Origin of the sequence: Streptomyces sp. KM273126 (genome assembly GCF_004337435.2) — a bacterium.
Taxonomy (GTDB): Bacteria; Actinomycetota; Actinomycetes; order Streptomycetales; family Streptomycetaceae; genus Streptomyces; species Streptomyces acidicola.
The window spans coordinates 132,713-150,441 of record NZ_SJXB02000001.1 but is presented as its reverse complement, the minus strand read 5'-3'; the positions used below and the strand labels follow the sequence as shown (position 1 = coordinate 150,441).

Genomic DNA, 17,729 nt, shown 5'->3' with positions numbered 1-17,729 from the left:
CTGGTGGGGTAACTCTACGTTCGGTGACGAACTGATTGCAGAGCGGCGCCAGTTGACCGTGGCGCTGCTCACCCCTGCCCGGAGGTACGCGACATGGCCACCCCCGATGAATCCGCCGAGCCCCAGGCCCTCCACCACGACCGCCTCGACTACACCCCACTCCTCAAGAACGTCACCCTCGCCCGCCGCCGCGCCCACCGCCTCCTCACCGAATGGGGGCACCCTGAACTCGCCGCCGACACCGCCCTGTTGGTGTCGGAGTTGAGCGCCAACGCCGTACTGCACGGATGCGTGCGGGACCGGCTCTTCCGGGTGGAACTGACCCTCACCGACCGCGCCGTACGCATCGCCGTCACGGACCCGAAGGGCGAGTCGCTGCCGAGCCCGCGCGTGGCGGCGGAAGACGACATGTTCGGGCGCGGCCTGCTCATCGTGCGGGAGATCGCCGACCGCTGGGGCGTGACCGAGCTGACGGTCGGCAAGTCCGTCTGGTGCGAACTGAACGTCGTACACCAGACACCGGCCCCCTACATGCTGAGCCAGCCGAGTAATTGGCAGATTTCGGCCACGGACGACTCGGGTAGTGCCTGGTGACCGCCACCAGGACTGGCCCAAATCTTCCAATTGCCGCGGCGTGGGGGTGCGTCGCTCAGGGGCGACAGCCGCAGATTGCTGTGTGGGTGAGCCGGATGGCGTGGTGTGTACTGGTGCCCGACCTGCTGCGACCTGGAGGCGCCGATGGCCCGCCTGTACGTACGTTCCGGCCTGGATCCCGATGAACCGGACGTGCCCGTCGCTGTCCTCCTCGTTGATCCCGAGGGCACTCCGGGGGAGCGCGCCGTGGCCCGGCTCGGCGACTACTGTCACGAGGTGAACGGGTGGGCCTGCCTGTTGCAGACCGACGGTTGGGCCGAGCATGTACGCGACGGCGGCCAACTGACGGTCGACGTCGCTGTCTACCCAGGCGCATTGCTCGCGGTCGGCGTGGACCCCGCCGACTTCACCGGCCGGTCGGCCGTCGACCCGGAGGCCGTGGTGATCCTGCGGGCGCAGACAGCAGCCGCTCCGGAGGCGTCCGTACGACGGTCCGAGGGGACCGTCGTCTTCACCACGGGCCTGGACATTCCACTGGACGAGCTGCTCGCGACCTACGACGACTGGCCGATGGTGCTCGCACCCCCGCCCGAGGAGTTCTACGACAACGACGACGATCGGTGCCCGGAACCACAACCGGAATGGACACCATGAACACGGGCCCCACCGAGGACCATTCACCCTCCTGCCGCGACTTGGTCGGTCTCCTCGCCCAGGCCGACCGGCGCGCCGCCTACGCGGCCCTCGCCCTCGGCGCGACCTCCGTGGCCGAGGTCGCCGAATGGCCAAGCTCCGCCCACCAGCCGCTGCCGCGGCGCTGCAGAAGCTGACGGACGGCCGGATCGCCGCCTTCGACAGCGAAAAGCGCACGTACACGCTGCTCGACGACACTTTCCGGCTCGCAGTCCAGGCCGAGGTCAGGGTCTCCGGTCGGGGCAGCGGAGACGGGGCGGGCTCCTACTTCCGCCGTGGTCGGCTCACGTCCATTCCGGGCAAGGCGGAGGTGCGCAGCCGTGTTCTGGCCGTGGTGAAGGACTCGTTCGAGCCCGGCGTGACTTACTCCGAGGCCAAGGTCAACGCGATCTGCGGCGAATGGTTCGACGACTGGGTGAGCCTGCGCCGTGCCCTCGTGGACGAGGGACTGCTGCGCAGAAACGAGTCCGGCACCACCTACGAGCGCGTCTGACGGACGAGTCCTGAGCCGCACCGCTCGGAGGGGCTCACGCCCTCGACGAAGAGGCTGGAGCAGGAGATCAATGCGACGCTGAGGTTAGCCTCGATCGAGTGTGGCGAGACGAGACGAGACGAGACGCTACGTTCCGTTCCGTTCCGTTTATGGAAGGGGCCGACGATGAAATTCCTCTACGACGACGAGTCCTTCTCCTTCGAGGCACTGCGCGCCGCGGGCTACGCCGCCTATGGCGGGGCCGACCTCGGCGAGGTCCTGGTCACCTGCCGGCAGGTCCCAGAGGGAGACGAGGAGGCATGGTCGGCCCAGTGGGCCGCGACGGCGGCGCGCATCGAGCGCATCGGCCGGGACGCGTTGGCCGCCGGTCACAGAGTCAGCGCCCGGGAGGCGCTGCTGCGCGCGTCCAACTACTACCGGACCGCCGACTTCTACCGCCGCGAGAATCCCGCCGCCGACGCCGAGTCGGCGCGGCTCGCCAAGGCCTCCCAGCAGACGTTCGCCGACGCGGCCGCCCTGCTCGACACTCCGGCCCGCGCCCTGCGCATCCCGTACGAGGACACCACGCTTCCCGGCTACCTGTTCCTCGCCGACGATTCGGGCACCCCGCGCCCGACCCTGCTCTACCACGGTGGCTACGACTCCACCCTTGAGGAGAACTACTTCGCGCTGGCCGCAGGCGCGGTGCGGCGCGGCTACAACGTCATCGCGTTCGACGGCCCCGGCCAGGGCAGCACCGTCCGCGAGCAGGGCCTGCACTTCCGGCCGGACTGGGAGGCCGTGGTCACCCCGGCCGTCGACCTCGCGCTCACCGTGCCCGAGGCCGACGCCGAACGACTCGTGCTGGTCGGCACGAGTCTGGGAGGCTACCTCGCCGCGAGGGCGGCCGCCTTCGAACACCGCCTCGCCGCGTGCGTGCTGCACGACGGCGTCGACGACTTCCACGAAGTCGCCGCCGCAACCGCCGGCCGAGCCGCTGCGACGACCGGCGGCATGGAGGCGCTGATGGCGCAGAACACCATGGTGCGATGGGTGGTACGCAACGGCCGGTGGACCTTCGGTGTCTCCGACTTCGACGAGCTGCTCAAGGCAACCGAGGCATACACGCTGGCGGGTGTCGCCGACCGCATCACCTGCCCGACACTCGTACTCGACGCCGAAAACGACCAGTTCTTCAAGGGACAGCCGCAACGTCTGCTCGGCGAGCTGACCTGCCAGAAGGAACTGATCCTCTTCCGTGAGGACGAAGGCGCAGGCGAGCACTGCCACGAGGGCGCGCTCTCCCTGTTCCACCAGCGCACCTTCGACTGGCTCGATACCGTGCTCGCCGGCTGACCTCGCGGGCCGGCCTGCGGGTCGTGTCGTCCATGGCACCCTCCGCCCCGGCGAGCACAACCACGACCCCGTGCGCGGACGAGGAGTGCCGTGTCGTGACACGACTGGATGAATGGGGCGGGCGGACGGTTTGACTGACGCCTTCACTGCCTATGGATGCCGTGCCGACAACGGCGTCGATCGGCAAGTACGTGGGAGGTCGTCATCAACAGCTATGCGTTCCGGACCGGCAGGCGTTTCGCCGCGGTCGGTGCGGTTTTGACGGCGACGGCCGTCGTTGCCTCTCCGGCTGGTGCCGGCGCTGCCAGGGGGTGCTTTGACCGTACGAAAGAGCCCTACACGTCGGTCGTCGACAGCCATCTGCACTTCCGGCCCTTCGGAGGGCGGGCGATCCCCTTCGAGGAAGTCACCGGCTATTTGCACAAGGCCGGCGTCCGCCATGCAAGCGTGTACGGCATCGGCCAAACCCTGCCCGTGGATTCCGGCTGCACGTACTACCTGGACTGCCCCGGCACTCCCGTCGCGCCAAGCATGAAGAACGATTTGGTCAACGCGGCGAATTACGTGGAGGCGAAGCCGCAGGACCCGGCACTCACGCTCTCGATGACCTTCATGGATCTCAACCGGCCGGAGACCATCCCGTCCGGAATCGCCCTGTACGACAAGGAGTTCCCGGGGAAGTTCCGATGGGCGGGAGAAGTCAACCTCGTCAAGCAGGCGCTGTTCCCGAACCACCACACGCCGGCGACGAACAAGAACATCGAGGACTGGGCACCCTTCATGAAGGTGCTCCGGGAGCGCGGGATTCCGATCACCATCCACGCGGATCTGGGAAACGACCGGGAGCCGACGAAGTACCTCCCCTTGATGGAGGAAACCCTCCGCCGCTACCCGCACAACAAAATCGTATGGGCTCATATGGGGCTGTCGAAGGAACTGGCCACCCTGGACCCCGACCAGCACATCCGCATCCTGGAAAGGCTTCTCGACGCGTATCCCCGCCTGGCCCTGGACCTCAGCTGGCGTGTGCTGGAGGACCAGTACTTCAGCAAGCCGGGGATCAGGGAGAAATACGCCGCGTTCCTGGACCGGTATCCGACCAGGGCGATCCCGGGCACAGACTTCGTGGCCTCCAGGAACAAGGACTACAAGGTCTACGAGGAGGAACTCGAGGTCACCAGCCGCATCAACAAGGCGCTCGGCGACAAGGCGTTTCGCGGCATCGCCCTCGGCGAGAACTACTTCCGGCTGAACGGCGTGAAGAAGACAGCCCCGGAGGTGTGCAAGGCCGCGCGGTGACCCTCGCGTCCCGCTGCCGTCGTTGAGCGCGGGGTGGTATAGGGCGATGACCTGCCGGCGGTCGGACCTTGGCGCGACGCAGGGCGCGTTGTCGACCGCCTTCGCACGGGGCTCGCCCGCGGAGCGAGAATCGTTTCTGTGACCACCCGACTCCCCTTCTTCGTCTACGGCACCCTCCGCCCCGGCGAGCACAACCACGACCACTTCCTGCGCGGCCGCACGGAGTCGGAGGAGCCCGCCCGGATGCGGGGGCTCGTCCTGTACGAAGGGCCCGGCTATCCGTATGCCGTGGAGGCGGCGGACGGTGTCGTCGCCGGTGAGGTGGTGACGGCGCGTCCCGAGGCGTACGACGAACTCCTCCGCGCTCTCGACCGGTTGGAGGAGTACGTGCCCGGCGACCTCCGCAACCTCTACGAGCGGGTGGACCGGCAGGTGACCCGCGCGGACGGAACGGTCCTGCGGGCCTGGGTGTACGTCGCCGCCCCCGCCGTCGCGGCCCGGCTGCGCACCCACGGCAAGCTCATCGAGAGCGGGGACTGGCGAAGTCCGAAGTGAACGCCTACTCCTCCAGAATCCCCAGCTCAATCATGATCCCGGTGGCGATCACCAGGAGCGCCAGGACCACCGAGACGGCGATCTTCACCCTGCCGTACTGGGCGCCGAACAGCCCGCGCAGACGATCGGTGAAGCGGGGGACCGCCGCCGCGCCGCGTCCCTGCGCGGGGTGCGCGGCCGAGGACGGTGGTGTGGACAGGGCGGGCTCGCCCGCCTGCGGCGTGAGGACGGTCCGTCGCTGGTCGAGCGCGGTCGGTTCGTAGGGCCGTCTCGGATCCGGCACGGCCGGTTCCTGGGCCTGCCGCACGTGCTCCTTGGCGGACGGCGTGGCTGACTGCTGCGTCGTCTCCTCCGCCACCGGGGTCGGCCGCCACCAGCCCTCGCTGCGTGTCAGCGTCGTACCCTCTGCCGCCGCGATCCGGTGGCATTCCTCGATGATGTCGGAGAGCGCGGGACGCTCCGTCGGTTCCTTGGCCAGACAGCGCGCGATCAGGGGGCGCAGTGGCTCGGGGCACGCCGTCAGGTCCGGCTGCCGTGCCACGATCCGGTACAGCAGCGCATGCCCGTCGCCCTCGCCGAACGGATGCCCTCCGGTCGACGCGTAATAGCCGATGAGGCCGAGCGCGAAGGTGTCGAGTGCCGGGGTCGCGGGCTTGCCGTCGGCCTGCTCCGGCGACATGAACGCCGGCGTGCCCAGGCGCACATCGGTACCGGTCAGCGCCGTCGCGTCGGCGGAGCGTGCGATGCCGAAGTCGATGACACGGGGGCCGTCCGCGGCGAGCAGCACGTTCGACGGCTTCAGATCGCGGTGCACCACGTCGGCCGCGTGGATGGACTGGAGCGCCTCGGCCACGCCCGCAGTCAGCAGCAGTACGGTCCGCAGCGGCAGCGGCCCGTGTTCGAACACGGCGCGTGCCAGCGAGGGGCCGGGGACGTATGCGCTGGCCAGCCACGGTTGCGGCCCGTCGGTGCTGCTGTCGACCACTGCCGCGGTGTACGCCCCCTGCACCCGGCGTGCCGCCTGCACCTCGCGGGCGAAGCGGCGCAGGAACTCGGGGTTCTGCGCGAACTCACGCCGGATCACCTTCAGCGCGACGGGCTGCCCGCCTCGTGTGTGGGACAGGTACACACTGCCCATCCCGCCCTCGCCGAGTTTCCCGCTCAGCACGTAGCCCGATATCTCAGCCGGATCCCCCGGCCCCAGAGGCTCGATCATGGTGATGTTCCTGCCCCGTCCTCTCCCCATCCCCGGGTCCGCGACTCACGATCAAGTCGAGCGGCCAGGCTAGTGGATCGGTGGTCGTCGAAGGACGGTTTCGGCCGCGAGACGGTCAGGTTCGGACCGTCTCCAGCCGTACCGCGCACGCCTTGAACTCCGGCATGCGGGACGTCGGGTCGAGCGCCGGGTTGGTCAGTGTGTTGGCGCGGCCCTCGCCCGGCCAGTGGAACGGCATGAACACCGTGTCGGGGCGGATGGTGCGGGTGATGCGCGCCGGAGCGACCGCGCGTCCGCGCCGGGAGACCACGGCCACCGGGTCACCTTCGGCCGCCCCGAGCCGCTCGGCCAGCCTCGGGTGCAGTTCGACGAACGGGCCGGGCGCCGCGGCGTTCAGCTCGTCGACGCGCCGGGTCTGCGCGCCGGACTGGTACTGGGCGACCACACGGCCTGTGGTCAGCAGCACGGGGTACTCGTCGTCGGGCTCCTCGGCGGCGGCACGGTGCGAGACGGGGACGAACCTGGCCCGGCCGTCCTCCGTGGCGAACCGGTCGAGGAAGAGGCGGGGGTGCCGGGGTGGACCGCCACCTCGGTGCGCTCACCTGCCGGGCTGTCGGGCAGGCCGTCGAGCGAGGCGCCCTCGCGGTCACCCGCGCCGTCGTCGGTGTGACCGCCCGCCGGGCACGGCCAGAACACCCCGTTCTCCTCCGCCAGCCTCCGGTACGTGATGCCCGAGTAGTCGGCGAGCCCGCCCGCGCTGGCCCGGCGCAGTTCGTCGAAGACCTCCTCCGGGTCCGTCGGGAAGCCCTTCTCCAGGCTCTTTTCCAGGCCCTTTCCCAGGTCCGTCTCCATGCCCTTCCCCAGACCCGTCTCCGGGCCCGTCTCCAGGCCCTTCGGCCCGTCCAGGCTGGCGGCCAGTTCGTGCAGGACGTACAGGTCGCTGCGGACGCCCTCCGGTGGGGTGATCGCCTGACGGCGCAGCAGTACGCGGCCCTCCAGGTTGGTGATCGTGCCGGTCTCCTCGGCCCACTGCGTGACCGGCAGGACGACATCCGCGAGGGCCGCCGTCTCCGAGAGGACGACATCGCAGACCGCCAGGAAGTCCAGCGAGCGGATACGGTCCTCGATGTGCGCCGCCCGCGGGGCCGACACCACCGGGTTCGAACCCATCAGCAGCAGCGCGCGGATGTCCGTACCCAGCGCGTCCAGCAGTTCGTACGCGCTGCGGCCCGGCCCCGGCAGCGAGTCCGGGTCCACGCCCCACACCTCGGCGACGTGCCGCCGCGCCTCGGGGTCGACCAGCTTGCGGTAGCCGGGCAACTGGTCGGCCTTCTGGCCGTGTTCGCGCCCGCCCTGGCCGTTGCCCTGCCCGGTCAGGCACCCGTAGCCGGACAGCGGCCGGCCCGGCCGGCCCGTCGCCAGGCACAGGTTGATCCAGGCGCCCACCGTGTCCGTGCCCTTCGACTGCTGCTCGGGCCCGCGCGCGGTGAGCACCATCGCGGACTCAGGCTCGCAGAACAGCCGTACGGCCTCACGGAGTTGGGGCACGGACACTCCCGTGATCCGCTCCACGTACTCAGGCCAGTGCGCCATGGCGGCGGCCCGCGCCTCCTCCCAGCCGCTGGTGCGCTCCCGGATGTACGCCTCGTCCGTGCGGCCCTCGGCGACGACCAGGTGCAACAGGCCCAGCGCCAGGGCGAGATCGGTACCGGGCCGCGGGGCCAGGTGGAGATCCGCCTGCTCGGCCGTACGCGTGCGGCGCGGGTCGACGACGATCAACGTGCCTCCGTTCTCGCGCAGTTCGCTGAAGTACCGCAGCGCGGGCGGCATCGTCTCCGCGAGGTTCGACCCGACGAGGATCACACAGCCCGTCCTCGGGATGTCCTCCAGCGGGAACGGCAGCCCCCGGTCCAGGCCGAACGCCTTCATGCCCGCGGCCGCCGCCGACGACATGCAGAAGCGCCCGTTGTAGTCGATCTGCGAGGTGCCGAGCACGATCCGCGCGAACTTGCCCAGCGCGTACGCCTTCTCGTTCGTCAGCCCGCCCCCGCCGAACACGCCGCACGCGTCCGGGCCATGCTCCGTCCGCGTGCGGCGCAGCCCCTCGGCGATACGGTCGAGTGCCTCGTCCCAGGTGGCGGGCACGAGCGCGCCCCCGGAGCGCACCAACGGGGAGGTCAGCCGCACCCGGGACGAGAGCACCGCCGGCGCCGTACGGCCCTTGCCGCACAGCGCGCCACGGTTGACGGGGAAGTCCGCCCGCTCGGTCACCTCGACGCCCCCGTTCGGCAGGGGCGACAGATTCATCCCGCACTGCAGGGCGCAGTACGGGCAGTGGGTGGGCGTCGAGGTGGTCCGCATGCGGTTCAGCGTGCTTCGGCCGTGTTACGCGCCGGGACGTCGCCCGTTACGCGGCCGGGACGGGGACCTCCCGACGCGGCCGGGCCTGGCGTGAGGCCCGGCCCCCGGCCCTCGGACCCCCGGCCCCCGGACACCCGCACACTCGGACCCCGGCATAGAGCTACCCGCCAGTAGTCGTCGCCGGGCGGCACGAAAGTTGCCGCTGTGACAGAAAGCACCACATGTGGCCGATTCCGTAGCGTGAGTGGCCAATCGCACCTGGTTGAGAGTTGAAGGAGCAGGCCCCTACAGTCGGGTCCGCGCACGACCCGCATCCGGGCGAGCGAGAGACGACTCCTGCCCGCATGCGGCCGGCTGAGCGGCTTTCGGGAACGCACCCGCACCTCCCCGCACCATCGCGCCTCCCCGAGGCCGCTCGGACCCGCACGGCATTCGACACACCGGAAACACCGCCGTGTCCAACGGCATGTCATCCGTCTGACGAAACTGCCAGGAGGTCACCCCCCAATGCCTCTGCGCCATCTCACCCCCCACGACAGGGCCTTGTTCCACGAGTACGGCCAGGGTCCCGCAGTCCCCCTCCCCGACCCCCTCGTCCACCACGCCGTCGAACGGTGGGCCGCCGCCACTCCGGGCGCCGTAGCCGCCGAACACCAGGGCGCGACGATCACGTACGGCGAACTCGACCGGTACGCCGGCGCCCTCGCCGCCCGCCTGGTCCGCGAGGGCGTACGCCCCGGCGACCACGTCGGCCTCTTCGTACGCCGCTCGATCCCGATGCTCATCGGCCTGCTCGGCACCCTCAAGGCGGGCGCCGCCTACGTCCCCCAGGACATCGGCCTGACGCCCCCGGCCCAGCTCGGCCACGTCATCCGCACCGCGGCGACCCGGGTGGTGCTCACCCAGCGGGCGTACGCGGACCGCGTGCCCCTGCCGCCGGGCCACCGTCTGATCGCGCTGGACGAGCCGTTGCCGTACGAACCCGGTAGATGTGCGGACGTACGGCCCGACGACGGCTGCTACGTCCTGTTCACCTCGGGCACCACCGGCCGGCCCAACGGTGTGAAGGTCACCCATCGCAACGTCGCGAACCTACTCCTCACCGCACCCGGCGACCTGGGCATCCGCCCCGGCGACAGGGTGGCCCAGCTCCTCAACGTCGCCTTCGACATGGCCGCCTGGGAGATCCTCGGCTGCCTCACCCACGGCGGCACCCTCGCCATTCGTGGCAAGGACATCGCGGCCACGGCCCGCACGGCGGACGTCATCGTCGCCACACCCACGGTGCTGTCCGGCATCGACCCGGGGAGCTGCCCACGCGTACGGACCGTGGCGGTGGCGGGGGAGCCGTGCCCGCGCCCGCTGGCGGACCGGTGGGCGGAACGGGCCACGTTCTACAACTGCTGCGGCCCCACCGAGACCACGATCGTGAACACGATGCGCCGCCACGACCCGTCCGCCCCGCTGCTGACGATCGGCCGCCCCACACCCAACAACACGGTGTACGTCCTCGACGCCCGCCGCCGCCCGGTCCCGATCGGCGAGCCCGGCGAGATGTGGGCTGGCGGGGACTGCGTGTCGGCGGGCTACCTGGACAACGACGAGCTGAACGCCGAACGGTACGCCCCCGACCCGTTCCTCGGCGGCGGCCACCGCATGTTCCGCACCCGCGACCTGGGCCGGTGGACCGCGGACGGCGAGCTCGAACACCTCGGCCGCACCGACGACCAGGTCAAGGTGCGCGGGTTCCGCGTCGAACTCGACGCCGTGTCCTCCGTGTTGGAACGTGTCCCCGGCTGCGCCCGGGCGGTGACCCTGAAGCGTGACGCCCGCACCCTGGTGTCCTTCGTCTGCCCGGCCGAGGTCGACCCGGCGGCCGCACGCGACGCCGTGGCCGCCGCCCTGCCGTACTACTGCGTGCCGTCGGACGTCCTGCCGCTTCCCGTCCTCCCCGAGACCGACCGCGGCAAGATCGACAAACGGGCGCTGCTGAGGCTGGCGGAGGAACGCGAACGGGTGCCGGCACCGGTTGCAAGGGGCGACACGGCCGCCGTGCGGAACCGTGCGGCGGTGGCGCGATGACCTCCTCGCCTCCGCGTATGGCACGTACGGCACGTACGGCACGTACGGCACCTACTCAGGACACCGTCGAACTGCCCCCGCTCACCTCACGCCTCCGGCGCGCCCTCAAGCACCCGCGCCTGATGCACTACAACCGCCTCGCGGCCCTCGTGCTGCTGGCCAACCTGGTGTTCCTGTGGGCGAGCCGGCCCCTGCCCCTGCAGACCACAACGCTGGGCCACGCGGCCCTGGCGAACCTGGCGCTCGCGGTCCTCGTTCGCCAGCAGTACGTCATCAACTTCCTCTTCAGGCTGGCCACTTGGGCCCCCACAACCTGGCCGCTCAAGGTGCGCTGGACGCTGGGGAAGGTGTACCACTTCGGCGGGCTGCACGTAGGCGGGGCGCTGGCGGGCAGCCTGTGGTTCGTCGCGCTGACCGTGCAGCTGACGGCGGAGGGAACGGACCTCCCGCTGACGACGGTGAGCTGGACCCTGATCGTCCTGTTGCTCCTGATCATCGCGACCGCGCTTCCACCCTTCCGCTCCCGCTTCCACGACCACTTCGAGAAGGTCCACCGCTTCGGTGGCTGGACCGCGTTGGCGTTGTTCTGGGCGCACACGATCCTGAGCGGCGAACGCGCGGGCCTCTGGGTCCTGGCGCTGATCACCTTCAGCGTGGCCCTGCCCTGGATGCGCCTGCGTAAGGTGGACGTCCGGATCGAACGCCCCTCCTCGCACGTGGCGCTGGCCCGCTTCGACCACGGCGACACCCCCTTCGCGGGCTCCTCCACGGCGATCAGCCGGGGCCCGCTGCGGGAATGGCACTCCTTCGCGAACGTGCCCGCACCCGGCGAGTCCGGCTTCCGGCTCACGATCTCGCGGGCGGGTGACTGGACGGGCGCGTTCATCGACGACAGACCGTCCCGGGTCTGGGTCAAGGGCATCACGACGGCGGGGGTGGCGAACATCGAGACCCTCTTCGAGAAGGTGGTCTACGTGGCGACGGGCAGCGGCATCGGCCCCTGCCTGCCGCACCTGCTCGCCGCGGAGGTCCCCTCCCGGCTCGTCTGGGCGACCCGCAGCCCCCGTACGACCTACGGCGACGCCCTCGTCGACGAGATCCTCGCGGTCCAGCCGCACGCCCTGATCCGGGACACGTCCCTGCACGGCAAACCCGACATGGTGCGCCTCGCCTACGCCGCGTACCGGGACTTCGGCGCCGAGGCGGTCATCTGCATCTCCAACAAGAAGCTCACGTGGCAGGTGGTGCACGGCCTGGAACGGCGCGGAATACCGGCGTACGGAGCGATCTGGGACTCGTGACGGCCAGGGAAGGAAGGAAACTTCATGAACACCATCAAGGTCGAACGCCATAACCGCGTGGTCACGGTACGGCTCCACCGCCCGCACGTCCTGAACGCGCTGAGCGGTGAGCTGATGACCGAACTCCTGGACGCTCTCCGCCCCTTGGACGCGGACCCGGAGGTCGGCTGCTTCGTGGTGACCGGCTCGGAGAAGGTCTTCGCGGCCGGGGCGGACATCAGGGAGATGTCCGGGAAGTCGGCCGTGGACATGGCGGCGGAGGACTACTTCGCCGGCTGGGAGGAGTTCGCGAACTTCCGCACGCCCAGGATCGCGGCGGTCAACGGCTACGCCCTGGGCGGCGGCTGCGAACTCGTGATGATGTGCGACCTGGTCATCGCGGGCGAGTCGGCGGTCTTCGGCCAGCCCGAGATCAAGCTGGGCGTGATCCCGGGCATCGGCGGCACGCAACGGCTGCCCCGCCTGGTGGGCCGTGCCAAGGCCATGGACCTGATCCTCACGGGCCGCACGATGGACGCACACGAGGCGGAACGCTCCGGCCTGGTGTCACGGGTGGTCCCCGACGACCGGGTCCTGCCCACAGCCGTGGAGGCCGCGGCCACCATCGGCGCGTACGGGACCCCCGCGGTCCGGGCGGCCCGCGAATGCGTCGACCGCGCACTGGAGACGGGGCTCACGGAGGGCACCCTCTTCGAACGCCGGGTGTTCCACGCGTTGTTCGCAACGGAGGACCAGAAGGAGGGCATGAGCGCGTTCCTGGAGAAGAGGGAGCCGAACTTCAGAGGCTGCTGACGCGCGGGGCCGGCCACCGGGTCCCAAGTGCTGGGGGCCGGCCCCCCGAAATGGGCCCGGGGGGACCCCGAAGAGGGCTGGTGCGGAGCCCTCTGGTCGGGGTCGAAGGGGCGGAGCCCCTGGGGATGGGGCGGGTAACCGTCGCGACCCGGCACGCCGGCGACCCGGTGATCGCGCTGCCGCGGCGGAAGCGGAGCCCGGGATCGGCCCCGCTTCCCCATGGCCCCCATGGGCCCTGGTGGACAGTGCTGGTCAGCGCGTCCGGTAGGCCGCCGTCACCTCCACCTCGACGAGCCAGCCCTGCACCGCCAAGGAGGCGACCTCCATCGTTGCCCGTGCCGGCCGGGCCTTGTTGGCGAGGAGCGGCGGCTTGGCGGCCGAAGTGCCCATGGGTACGGGTACCACCTCGTTCGACTTCAGGTCGACGTTGGCGAAGTACTGCCGGTACGCCCGGTTCCAGCCTGCGTAGTCGGCGCTCTCGGAGCCCGGCGGTTTCATCAGATAGCACTTCATCGTGATGACATCGGCCGGTGTCAGGCCCGCGGCTTCGAGGTTCGTCTTGATGTTGCGCAGCACGACGAGGGCCTGCGCCTCGGTGATCGTGACGCCTTCCGCCCCCTCGGTGAGGGAGGGGTCCGTATAGCGCTCCGGCGTGCCCGCCGGCGCGGCGGGATTGACCGCGGAGGGGCCGAGGCCGCTGCTCTGGTAGGAGGCCACGTCCCTGCCGGTCGCCACGCCGTTGGCGATGGCCGGGTTGGACACGCCGTCGGGCAGCATGACGCGTACCTGCTTCGGGTCGGGCCACCAGCCCCGCCCCTCGGCCAGCGCGGTACCGCCGGTGAGGAGCGAACCGGTCAGAGCCGCACCGACCAGTACCTTCGTACGACGCTTCATGCGGACATCACCCTCTCGTGGATCTCGGTCACGACCTTGCGGGCCGAGGAGAACGCGCCGTGCTGCCAGGCGATGACGTGGCTGAGCCAGTCGCCGGCGAAGTAGACGTGGCCCGCGGGCTTGTTGAGCAGGGCGTACTCCGGGCCGCTCTGCGAAGGCCAGCCCACCCAGCCCGCCTCGATGTCGGGCGTACGGTGCCAGGCCACGCTGAAAGACCGGTCGAGTTCGGTGCGGTACTTGTCGCCGTGGATCTTCACGCCCCGGCTCACTGCCCGTTCGACGCGCTCCGCGTGCGACAGGTCGCTGTACGCGATGGCGTTGGCGCCGAAGTTGTAGTAGCCGATGAGCGTGCCGCGGCGGCCCTGGTAGCCGTACGAGGGGTACCAGATGGTGGACAGGTCCGTGTCGGTCGGCGTGATGCCGCCGTATATGTGCTGGTCCTTCTCCCACCAGCGGCTTCGGTACTCAAGCCCGACCTTGCCGACGGGGGTCGGGACGGGGTACTTCAGCGCCGCGGTGATGTCGGAGCCCAGGTTGTGCTTGATCCGGGCCATGACCATGGGCGGGACGGCCGCCACGACGAAGTCGGCGCGCTGGGTGCGGGTCCGGCCATGCGCGTCCTGGTAGGTGACCTCGGCGCCGTCCTGGAGGTCATTGACCTCCAGGGCCTTGGCGCCGTAGGTGATCCGGTCCCGCCCGACGGCCTTCGCGAGCGCGTACGGGATCGCGTCCATGCCGCCCACCGGCTGGAACATCAGCATGGCCTGGTCGTAGCCGAACTCGAACGAGAAGCGCTGCCCGACGCCGCTCGCGATGACGTCCGACAGCGCCGGCACCGGGCCGAGGACCTCGCCCTCCTGGAAGGCCGCACCCGGCTCGACCGAGTAGCCGCGCCGGTCGGTGCCCGTGTAGGCGTAGTTGTCGGCCTTGCCCTTGATGGCGCCGAAGTTCTGAAGGAACGCGATCAGCCTCTCCTTGTCGGCGGCAGTCAGTTCCTTGTCGAGGGCCCCCCGGTCCGTGGCCTTGGCGAGCAGTTCGGAGACATAGCCGTAGACGTCGGCCTTCGCGGTGCGCCAGCGGATCGGCTTCCCCGCCAGCGCGTCGCTCTTCTCGTGGTAGATGTACGCGTTGGCGTTCTGATTGGTGAACACCTCAAGCGGTACGCCGAGTTCGCGACAGTAGTCGAGCGTGACATGGGACTGCGGCAGCCGGGCCGGTCCCGCGTTCATGTACTGGCCCTCGGTGAACGACGCCGTCTGGGTGCGCCCGTCCAGATCGGTCAGTCTCGTGCCGCCGCGGACCGTCCAGTTGCGGCCGCCGGGGCGGTCCTTCGCTTCCAGGATCCGGCAGTCGTAACCGGCCTTGCCGAGCTCGTAGGCCGTCGCCAGGCCGGCTATGCCGCCGCCGAGTACGAGGACCTTCCGTCCGCTCCGTCCGGTCAGCGCGAAGTCGCTCCGCTGGGGCGCCCGGTACTCCGCGGCCCGTACGTCCGGGACGGGCGCCAGACCCAGGGCCCCCATCGCCGAGTACAGCACTCCGGCGCCGCCCGCGATACCGACGGATCTCAGGAAGTTGCGGCGAGATGCCTGTTGAGCCATTCGTTCCTCCCTTGCCGGCGCCCGCGGCACGGGGTTGGCCGGGGCGCATCGTTCTAGCCCGTAGCCCGGCCACATGGGGGGTGTGTTGCTGGTGGGAGCGGAAGGCCCCCTCAGCCTTCGTTTGAGGTGTTGCAATGCCATGTCCATGGCGTAACCATCCATGTTGTGGCATGAACATGCAGGGTTGCTCGCCGGGCGAGGACTGCTGCCCCGAGGTTGCGCGGGACCGGAATACGGCGAACAGCCGCTTGGATCAGGAGAGAAGAGCAAAGCCCCTGGTAGACCGAGGGGGCCGCCGCGAGGTCCGCGCGTGGCTGTGGCGCGTACTCCGCGCCGTCGGCGCACGCACGCTCACCGTCGTGGGACGCCGGTCCGGGGCCTGGGCGCAGCCGGCAGAGCGGCCGAGCCCTTCGCCGCCCGGAGGACCCGGACCGTGCCCTGGACGCCGGTCGGTGGGGTAGCCGGCGACAACCGTGGTGCTGGTGCTGGTGCTGGTGCAGGCTGCCGGAGCGTGCCGCCGTTCTCCGCTTCCAGACCCCCGGGAGCCGCCCCACGACCTACCGCTCAGCCCCCAACGCCCGCTCCACCCCCGACTCCTTCGGCCCCAGGAACCGCGGATCCGGCTCGAACACCACATCCACCGCCGCCTTCCCCGCAGCGAAGATCTCCCGCACGCCCCCGTAGTACCAGGTCACATTGTGTCGATCAGCAACCCCGACCCCGTACGACCGCACCCCCGCCTCCTCACACAGAGCAACCGCCCGCCGTATGTGGAACCCCTGACTGATGAGCACCGCCCGATCCACCCCGAAGATCTTCCTGGCCCGCACACACGAGTCCCACGTGTCGAACCCGGCGTAGTCACTCACGATGCGCGCATCAGGAACGCCCCGTTCCGTCAGATACGCCCGCATCGCATCCGGCTCGTCGTAGTCCTCACGGCTGTTGTCCCCACTGACCAGCACGACCTCGATACGCCCCGCCCGATACAGCTCCGCCGCCGCGTCCAGCCGATGCGCGAGGTACGGCGAGGGCTCGCTGTCCCACAGCCCGGCGCCGAACACCACGGCCACATCGGTCCGCGGCACGCTGTCGGTCGTCCGCAACCGGTCGCCCGCCGCGACGAAAATCCACGTCGCCGGCAGCAGTGCCAGCACACACAGCACCATCACCACCTGCACGGCCCGCCGCTGCCCGGCACGGGTACGTGGCAGCCGCGGCCGGCGGAGACGGAGGCCGGACGGCCACCGGAGCGTCGGGCGCGACAGGTGCATGACGACAACCCCCCTGGGGCCTGATACCTCAGACACCCCTGAGACCTGATACGAGTGTTCGGCCGGTTTCCGCCACCTCGACAGCTCCCGCCGTTTCGATCAACGAAGACGCCGCACACAGCGATCCGGTTCGCCCCACGACGTGACCAGGTTCACTCTCGGTGAACAAAACCGCAGGTCACCGCACCTCACACAGTCCGGTCACCGCACCGTGAACCCCCGGAAAACACCTGACATACCTATGCAACGGCTCGGCAACGTCCTGCGGCGACGATCGGTTCATGACGGCGACGCGTAAGTCCGGCGCTCCCCGCGACGAGCCCCAGCCCAGCCTCGGCGGCCAGCCGCTCCGTGGCGCTCACCTCGACAGTACGGCGCACATCATGAACCGCATCAGCAGTCAGCTCGCCACCCGGCTCCGCCTCGTCGCGCCCGACGGGACCCGGCGCCCCGCCCAACCGCCCGCGCTCGTCCTCGTGGCGCACGGCAGCCGCGACCCGCGCACCCTCGCCACTGTGCACACCCTCATCGACCGAGTGCGCGAGCTGCGGCCCGGCCTGCCCGTGCACCTCGGGCACATCGAGCTCAACGAGCCCCTGCTCCCCGACACTCTCGCCACCCTCGGCGACCAGGAGGCGGACGGCGCCGTCCTCGTACCGCTGCTCCTCAGCCGCGGCTACCACGTCAAGCAGGACATCCCCCAGATGGCGGCCGAGTCCGGAGTGCGTACCCGGCTCGCAGCGCCCCTCGGCCCGCACTCCCTGCTCGTGGACACCCTGTACGAGCGGCTCGTCGAGGCCGGCTGGCACACGCCGAGGACCGGGGCCGAGCGCCGTTCGAGCGGCGTCGTACTCGCCGCCGCAGGCTCCCGCGACCCCGACGCGGCCGTGGACACGCACCGCACCGCCGAACTCCTCGCCGAACGCCTCGGCGTCCCGGTCCTGCCCGCGTACGCCTCCGCCGCCGCACCCACGGTCCCGGAGGCTGTACGTGCCCTGGCCGCCCGCGGCCGCCACCGGGTCGCCGTCGCCTCCTACTTCACCGCACCCGGCCGCTTCGCCACCGAGTGCGCCGACGCGGCCCCTTGGATCGCCGCAGCCCCCCTCGGCGCCCACCCGGCGATGGCCCGCCTGGTCCTGCACCGCTACGACGAGGCCGCGAGGGTCCCGGCGGGCGCGACGGAACCAGCACTGGCCACGGCCTGACGCCACGCCCCGCTTGTCCGGACCGCAACGCCCCGTT

The 17,729-nt window shown here is 70.5% G+C and carries 15 protein-coding genes and 1 pseudogene; 10 read left to right on the top strand and 6 right to left on the bottom strand.

What is annotated here, in order from left to right; translation table 11 throughout:
- The first annotated feature begins 93 nt into the window (after positions 1-93).
- The 6 genes and pseudogenes from E0500_RS00600 (at position 94) to E0500_RS00575 (ending at position 4,969) form a co-directional block, all read left to right on the top strand.
- A complete protein-coding gene (locus E0500_RS00600) occupies positions 94-594 on the top strand; it encodes an ATP-binding protein (RefSeq protein ID WP_131570042.1) in 501 nt (166 codons plus the stop codon).
- Positions 595-738: 144 nt separating this feature from the next.
- Complete coding sequence (locus E0500_RS00595; protein WP_131570043.1) at positions 739-1,248, top strand: hypothetical protein; 510 nt, start codon at positions 739-741, stop codon at positions 1,246-1,248.
- Positions 1,245-1,780: pseudogene (locus E0500_RS00590) on the top strand (DUF2087 domain-containing protein). The gene E0500_RS00595 and the pseudogene E0500_RS00590 overlap by 4 nt, the downstream one beginning before the upstream one ends.
- A gap of 165 nt (positions 1,781-1,945) precedes the next feature.
- Positions 1,946-3,115, top strand: a complete 1,170-nt coding sequence (locus E0500_RS00585) for a S9 family peptidase (RefSeq protein ID WP_131570045.1) — start codon at positions 1,946-1,948, stop codon at positions 3,113-3,115.
- A gap of 156 nt (positions 3,116-3,271) precedes the next feature.
- A complete protein-coding gene (locus tag E0500_RS00580) occupies positions 3,272-4,414 on the top strand; it encodes an amidohydrolase family protein (RefSeq protein WP_131570047.1) in 1,143 nt (380 codons plus the stop codon).
- A 138-nt stretch (positions 4,415-4,552) separates the two neighbouring features.
- The gene (locus E0500_RS00575; protein WP_399118314.1) at positions 4,553-4,969 is read left to right on the top strand and encodes a gamma-glutamylcyclotransferase family protein; all 417 of its coding nucleotides are present in this window, start codon (positions 4,553-4,555) and stop codon (positions 4,967-4,969) included.
- Between the two features lie 4 nt (positions 4,970-4,973).
- Here the strand turns inward: E0500_RS00575 and E0500_RS00570 are convergent, their stop codons facing one another.
- From E0500_RS00570 to E0500_RS00565, 3 genes are all read right to left on the bottom strand, one after another.
- On the bottom strand, positions 4,974-6,185 hold the full coding sequence (locus E0500_RS00570) for a serine/threonine-protein kinase (protein ID WP_399118312.1): 1,212 nt from the start codon (positions 6,183-6,185) through the stop codon (positions 4,974-4,976).
- A 115-nt stretch (positions 6,186-6,300) separates the two neighbouring features.
- Positions 6,301-6,651 carry a molybdopterin dinucleotide binding domain-containing protein gene (locus E0500_RS45295; RefSeq protein WP_399118310.1) on the bottom strand — a complete coding sequence of 117 codons (351 nt, stop codon included), beginning with the start codon at positions 6,649-6,651 and terminating at the stop codon, positions 6,301-6,303.
- A complete protein-coding gene (locus E0500_RS00565) occupies positions 6,642-8,546 on the bottom strand; it encodes a molybdopterin oxidoreductase family protein (RefSeq protein WP_399118308.1) in 1,905 nt (634 codons plus the stop codon). The genes E0500_RS45295 and E0500_RS00565 overlap by 10 nt, the downstream gene beginning before the upstream one ends.
- Positions 8,547-9,053: 507 nt before the next feature.
- Between E0500_RS00565 and E0500_RS00560 the strand changes: the two genes are divergently transcribed.
- Genes E0500_RS00560 through E0500_RS00550 form a run of 3 tightly spaced genes read left to right on the top strand, consistent with a single transcriptional unit; the run spans position 9,054 to position 12,721 of the window.
- The gene (locus E0500_RS00560) at positions 9,054-10,628 is read left to right on the top strand and encodes an amino acid adenylation domain-containing protein (RefSeq protein ID WP_131569836.1); all 1,575 of its coding nucleotides are present in this window, start codon (positions 9,054-9,056) and stop codon (positions 10,626-10,628) included.
- 17 nt (positions 10,629-10,645) lie between these two features.
- On the top strand, positions 10,646-11,929 hold the full coding sequence (locus tag E0500_RS00555; RefSeq protein WP_131569834.1) for a hypothetical protein: 1,284 nt from the start codon (positions 10,646-10,648) through the stop codon (positions 11,927-11,929).
- A gap of 24 nt (positions 11,930-11,953) precedes the next feature.
- A complete protein-coding gene (locus E0500_RS00550) occupies positions 11,954-12,721 on the top strand; it encodes an enoyl-CoA hydratase-related protein (protein ID WP_131569832.1) in 768 nt (255 codons plus the stop codon).
- 252 nt (positions 12,722-12,973) lie between these two features.
- On the opposite strand, the gene E0500_RS00545 is transcribed toward E0500_RS00550, so the two are convergent.
- From E0500_RS00545 to E0500_RS00535, 3 genes are all read right to left on the bottom strand, one after another.
- Positions 12,974-13,615 carry a Rid family hydrolase gene (locus tag E0500_RS00545; RefSeq protein WP_131569830.1) on the bottom strand — a complete coding sequence of 214 codons (642 nt, stop codon included), beginning with the start codon at positions 13,613-13,615 and terminating at the stop codon, positions 12,974-12,976.
- The gene (locus E0500_RS00540; RefSeq protein WP_131569828.1) at positions 13,612-15,213 is read right to left on the bottom strand and encodes an FAD-dependent oxidoreductase; all 1,602 of its coding nucleotides are present in this window, start codon (positions 15,211-15,213) and stop codon (positions 13,612-13,614) included. Before E0500_RS00540 ends, E0500_RS00545 begins: the two co-directional genes overlap by 4 nt.
- Positions 15,214-15,770: 557 nt before the next feature.
- Positions 15,771-16,487, bottom strand: a complete 717-nt coding sequence (locus E0500_RS00535; RefSeq protein ID WP_131569826.1) for a vancomycin high temperature exclusion protein — start codon at positions 16,485-16,487, stop codon at positions 15,771-15,773.
- A gap of 281 nt (positions 16,488-16,768) precedes the next feature.
- On the opposite strand from E0500_RS00535, the gene E0500_RS00530 reads away from it, so the two are divergent.
- Positions 16,769-17,692 carry a sirohydrochlorin chelatase gene (locus E0500_RS00530; protein ID WP_131569824.1) on the top strand — a complete coding sequence of 308 codons (924 nt, stop codon included), beginning with the start codon at positions 16,769-16,771 and terminating at the stop codon, positions 17,690-17,692.
- The last annotated feature ends 37 nt before the right edge of the window (positions 17,693-17,729 follow it).

Coding starts and splice junctions, on each gene's coding strand:
- E0500_RS00535 (WP_131569826.1), bottom strand. CDS start 16,487: ATGCACCTGTCGCGCCCGACGCTCCGGTGGCCGTCCGGCCTCCGTCTC.
- E0500_RS00560 (WP_131569836.1), top strand. CDS start 9,054: ATGCCTCTGCGCCATCTCACCCCCCACGACAGGGCCTTGTTCCACGAG.
- E0500_RS00565 (WP_399118308.1), bottom strand. CDS start 8,546: ATGCGGACCACCTCGACGCCCACCCACTGCCCGTACTGCGCCCTGCAG.
- E0500_RS00600 (WP_131570042.1), top strand. CDS start 94: ATGGCCACCCCCGATGAATCCGCCGAGCCCCAGGCCCTCCACCACGAC.
- E0500_RS00580 (WP_131570047.1), top strand. CDS start 3,272: ATGCCGTGCCGACAACGGCGTCGATCGGCAAGTACGTGGGAGGTCGTC.
- E0500_RS00570 (WP_399118312.1), bottom strand. CDS start 6,185: ATGATCGAGCCTCTGGGGCCGGGGGATCCGGCTGAGATATCGGGCTAC.
- E0500_RS00595 (WP_131570043.1), top strand. CDS start 739: ATGGCCCGCCTGTACGTACGTTCCGGCCTGGATCCCGATGAACCGGAC.
- E0500_RS00555 (WP_131569834.1), top strand. CDS start 10,646: ATGGCACGTACGGCACGTACGGCACGTACGGCACCTACTCAGGACACC.
- E0500_RS00550 (WP_131569832.1), top strand. CDS start 11,954: ATGAACACCATCAAGGTCGAACGCCATAACCGCGTGGTCACGGTACGG.
- E0500_RS00530 (WP_131569824.1), top strand. CDS start 16,769: ATGACGGCGACGCGTAAGTCCGGCGCTCCCCGCGACGAGCCCCAGCCC.
- E0500_RS00585 (WP_131570045.1), top strand. CDS start 1,946: ATGAAATTCCTCTACGACGACGAGTCCTTCTCCTTCGAGGCACTGCGC.
- E0500_RS00545 (WP_131569830.1), bottom strand. CDS start 13,615: ATGAAGCGTCGTACGAAGGTACTGGTCGGTGCGGCTCTGACCGGTTCG.
- E0500_RS00540 (WP_131569828.1), bottom strand. CDS start 15,213: ATGGCTCAACAGGCATCTCGCCGCAACTTCCTGAGATCCGTCGGTATC.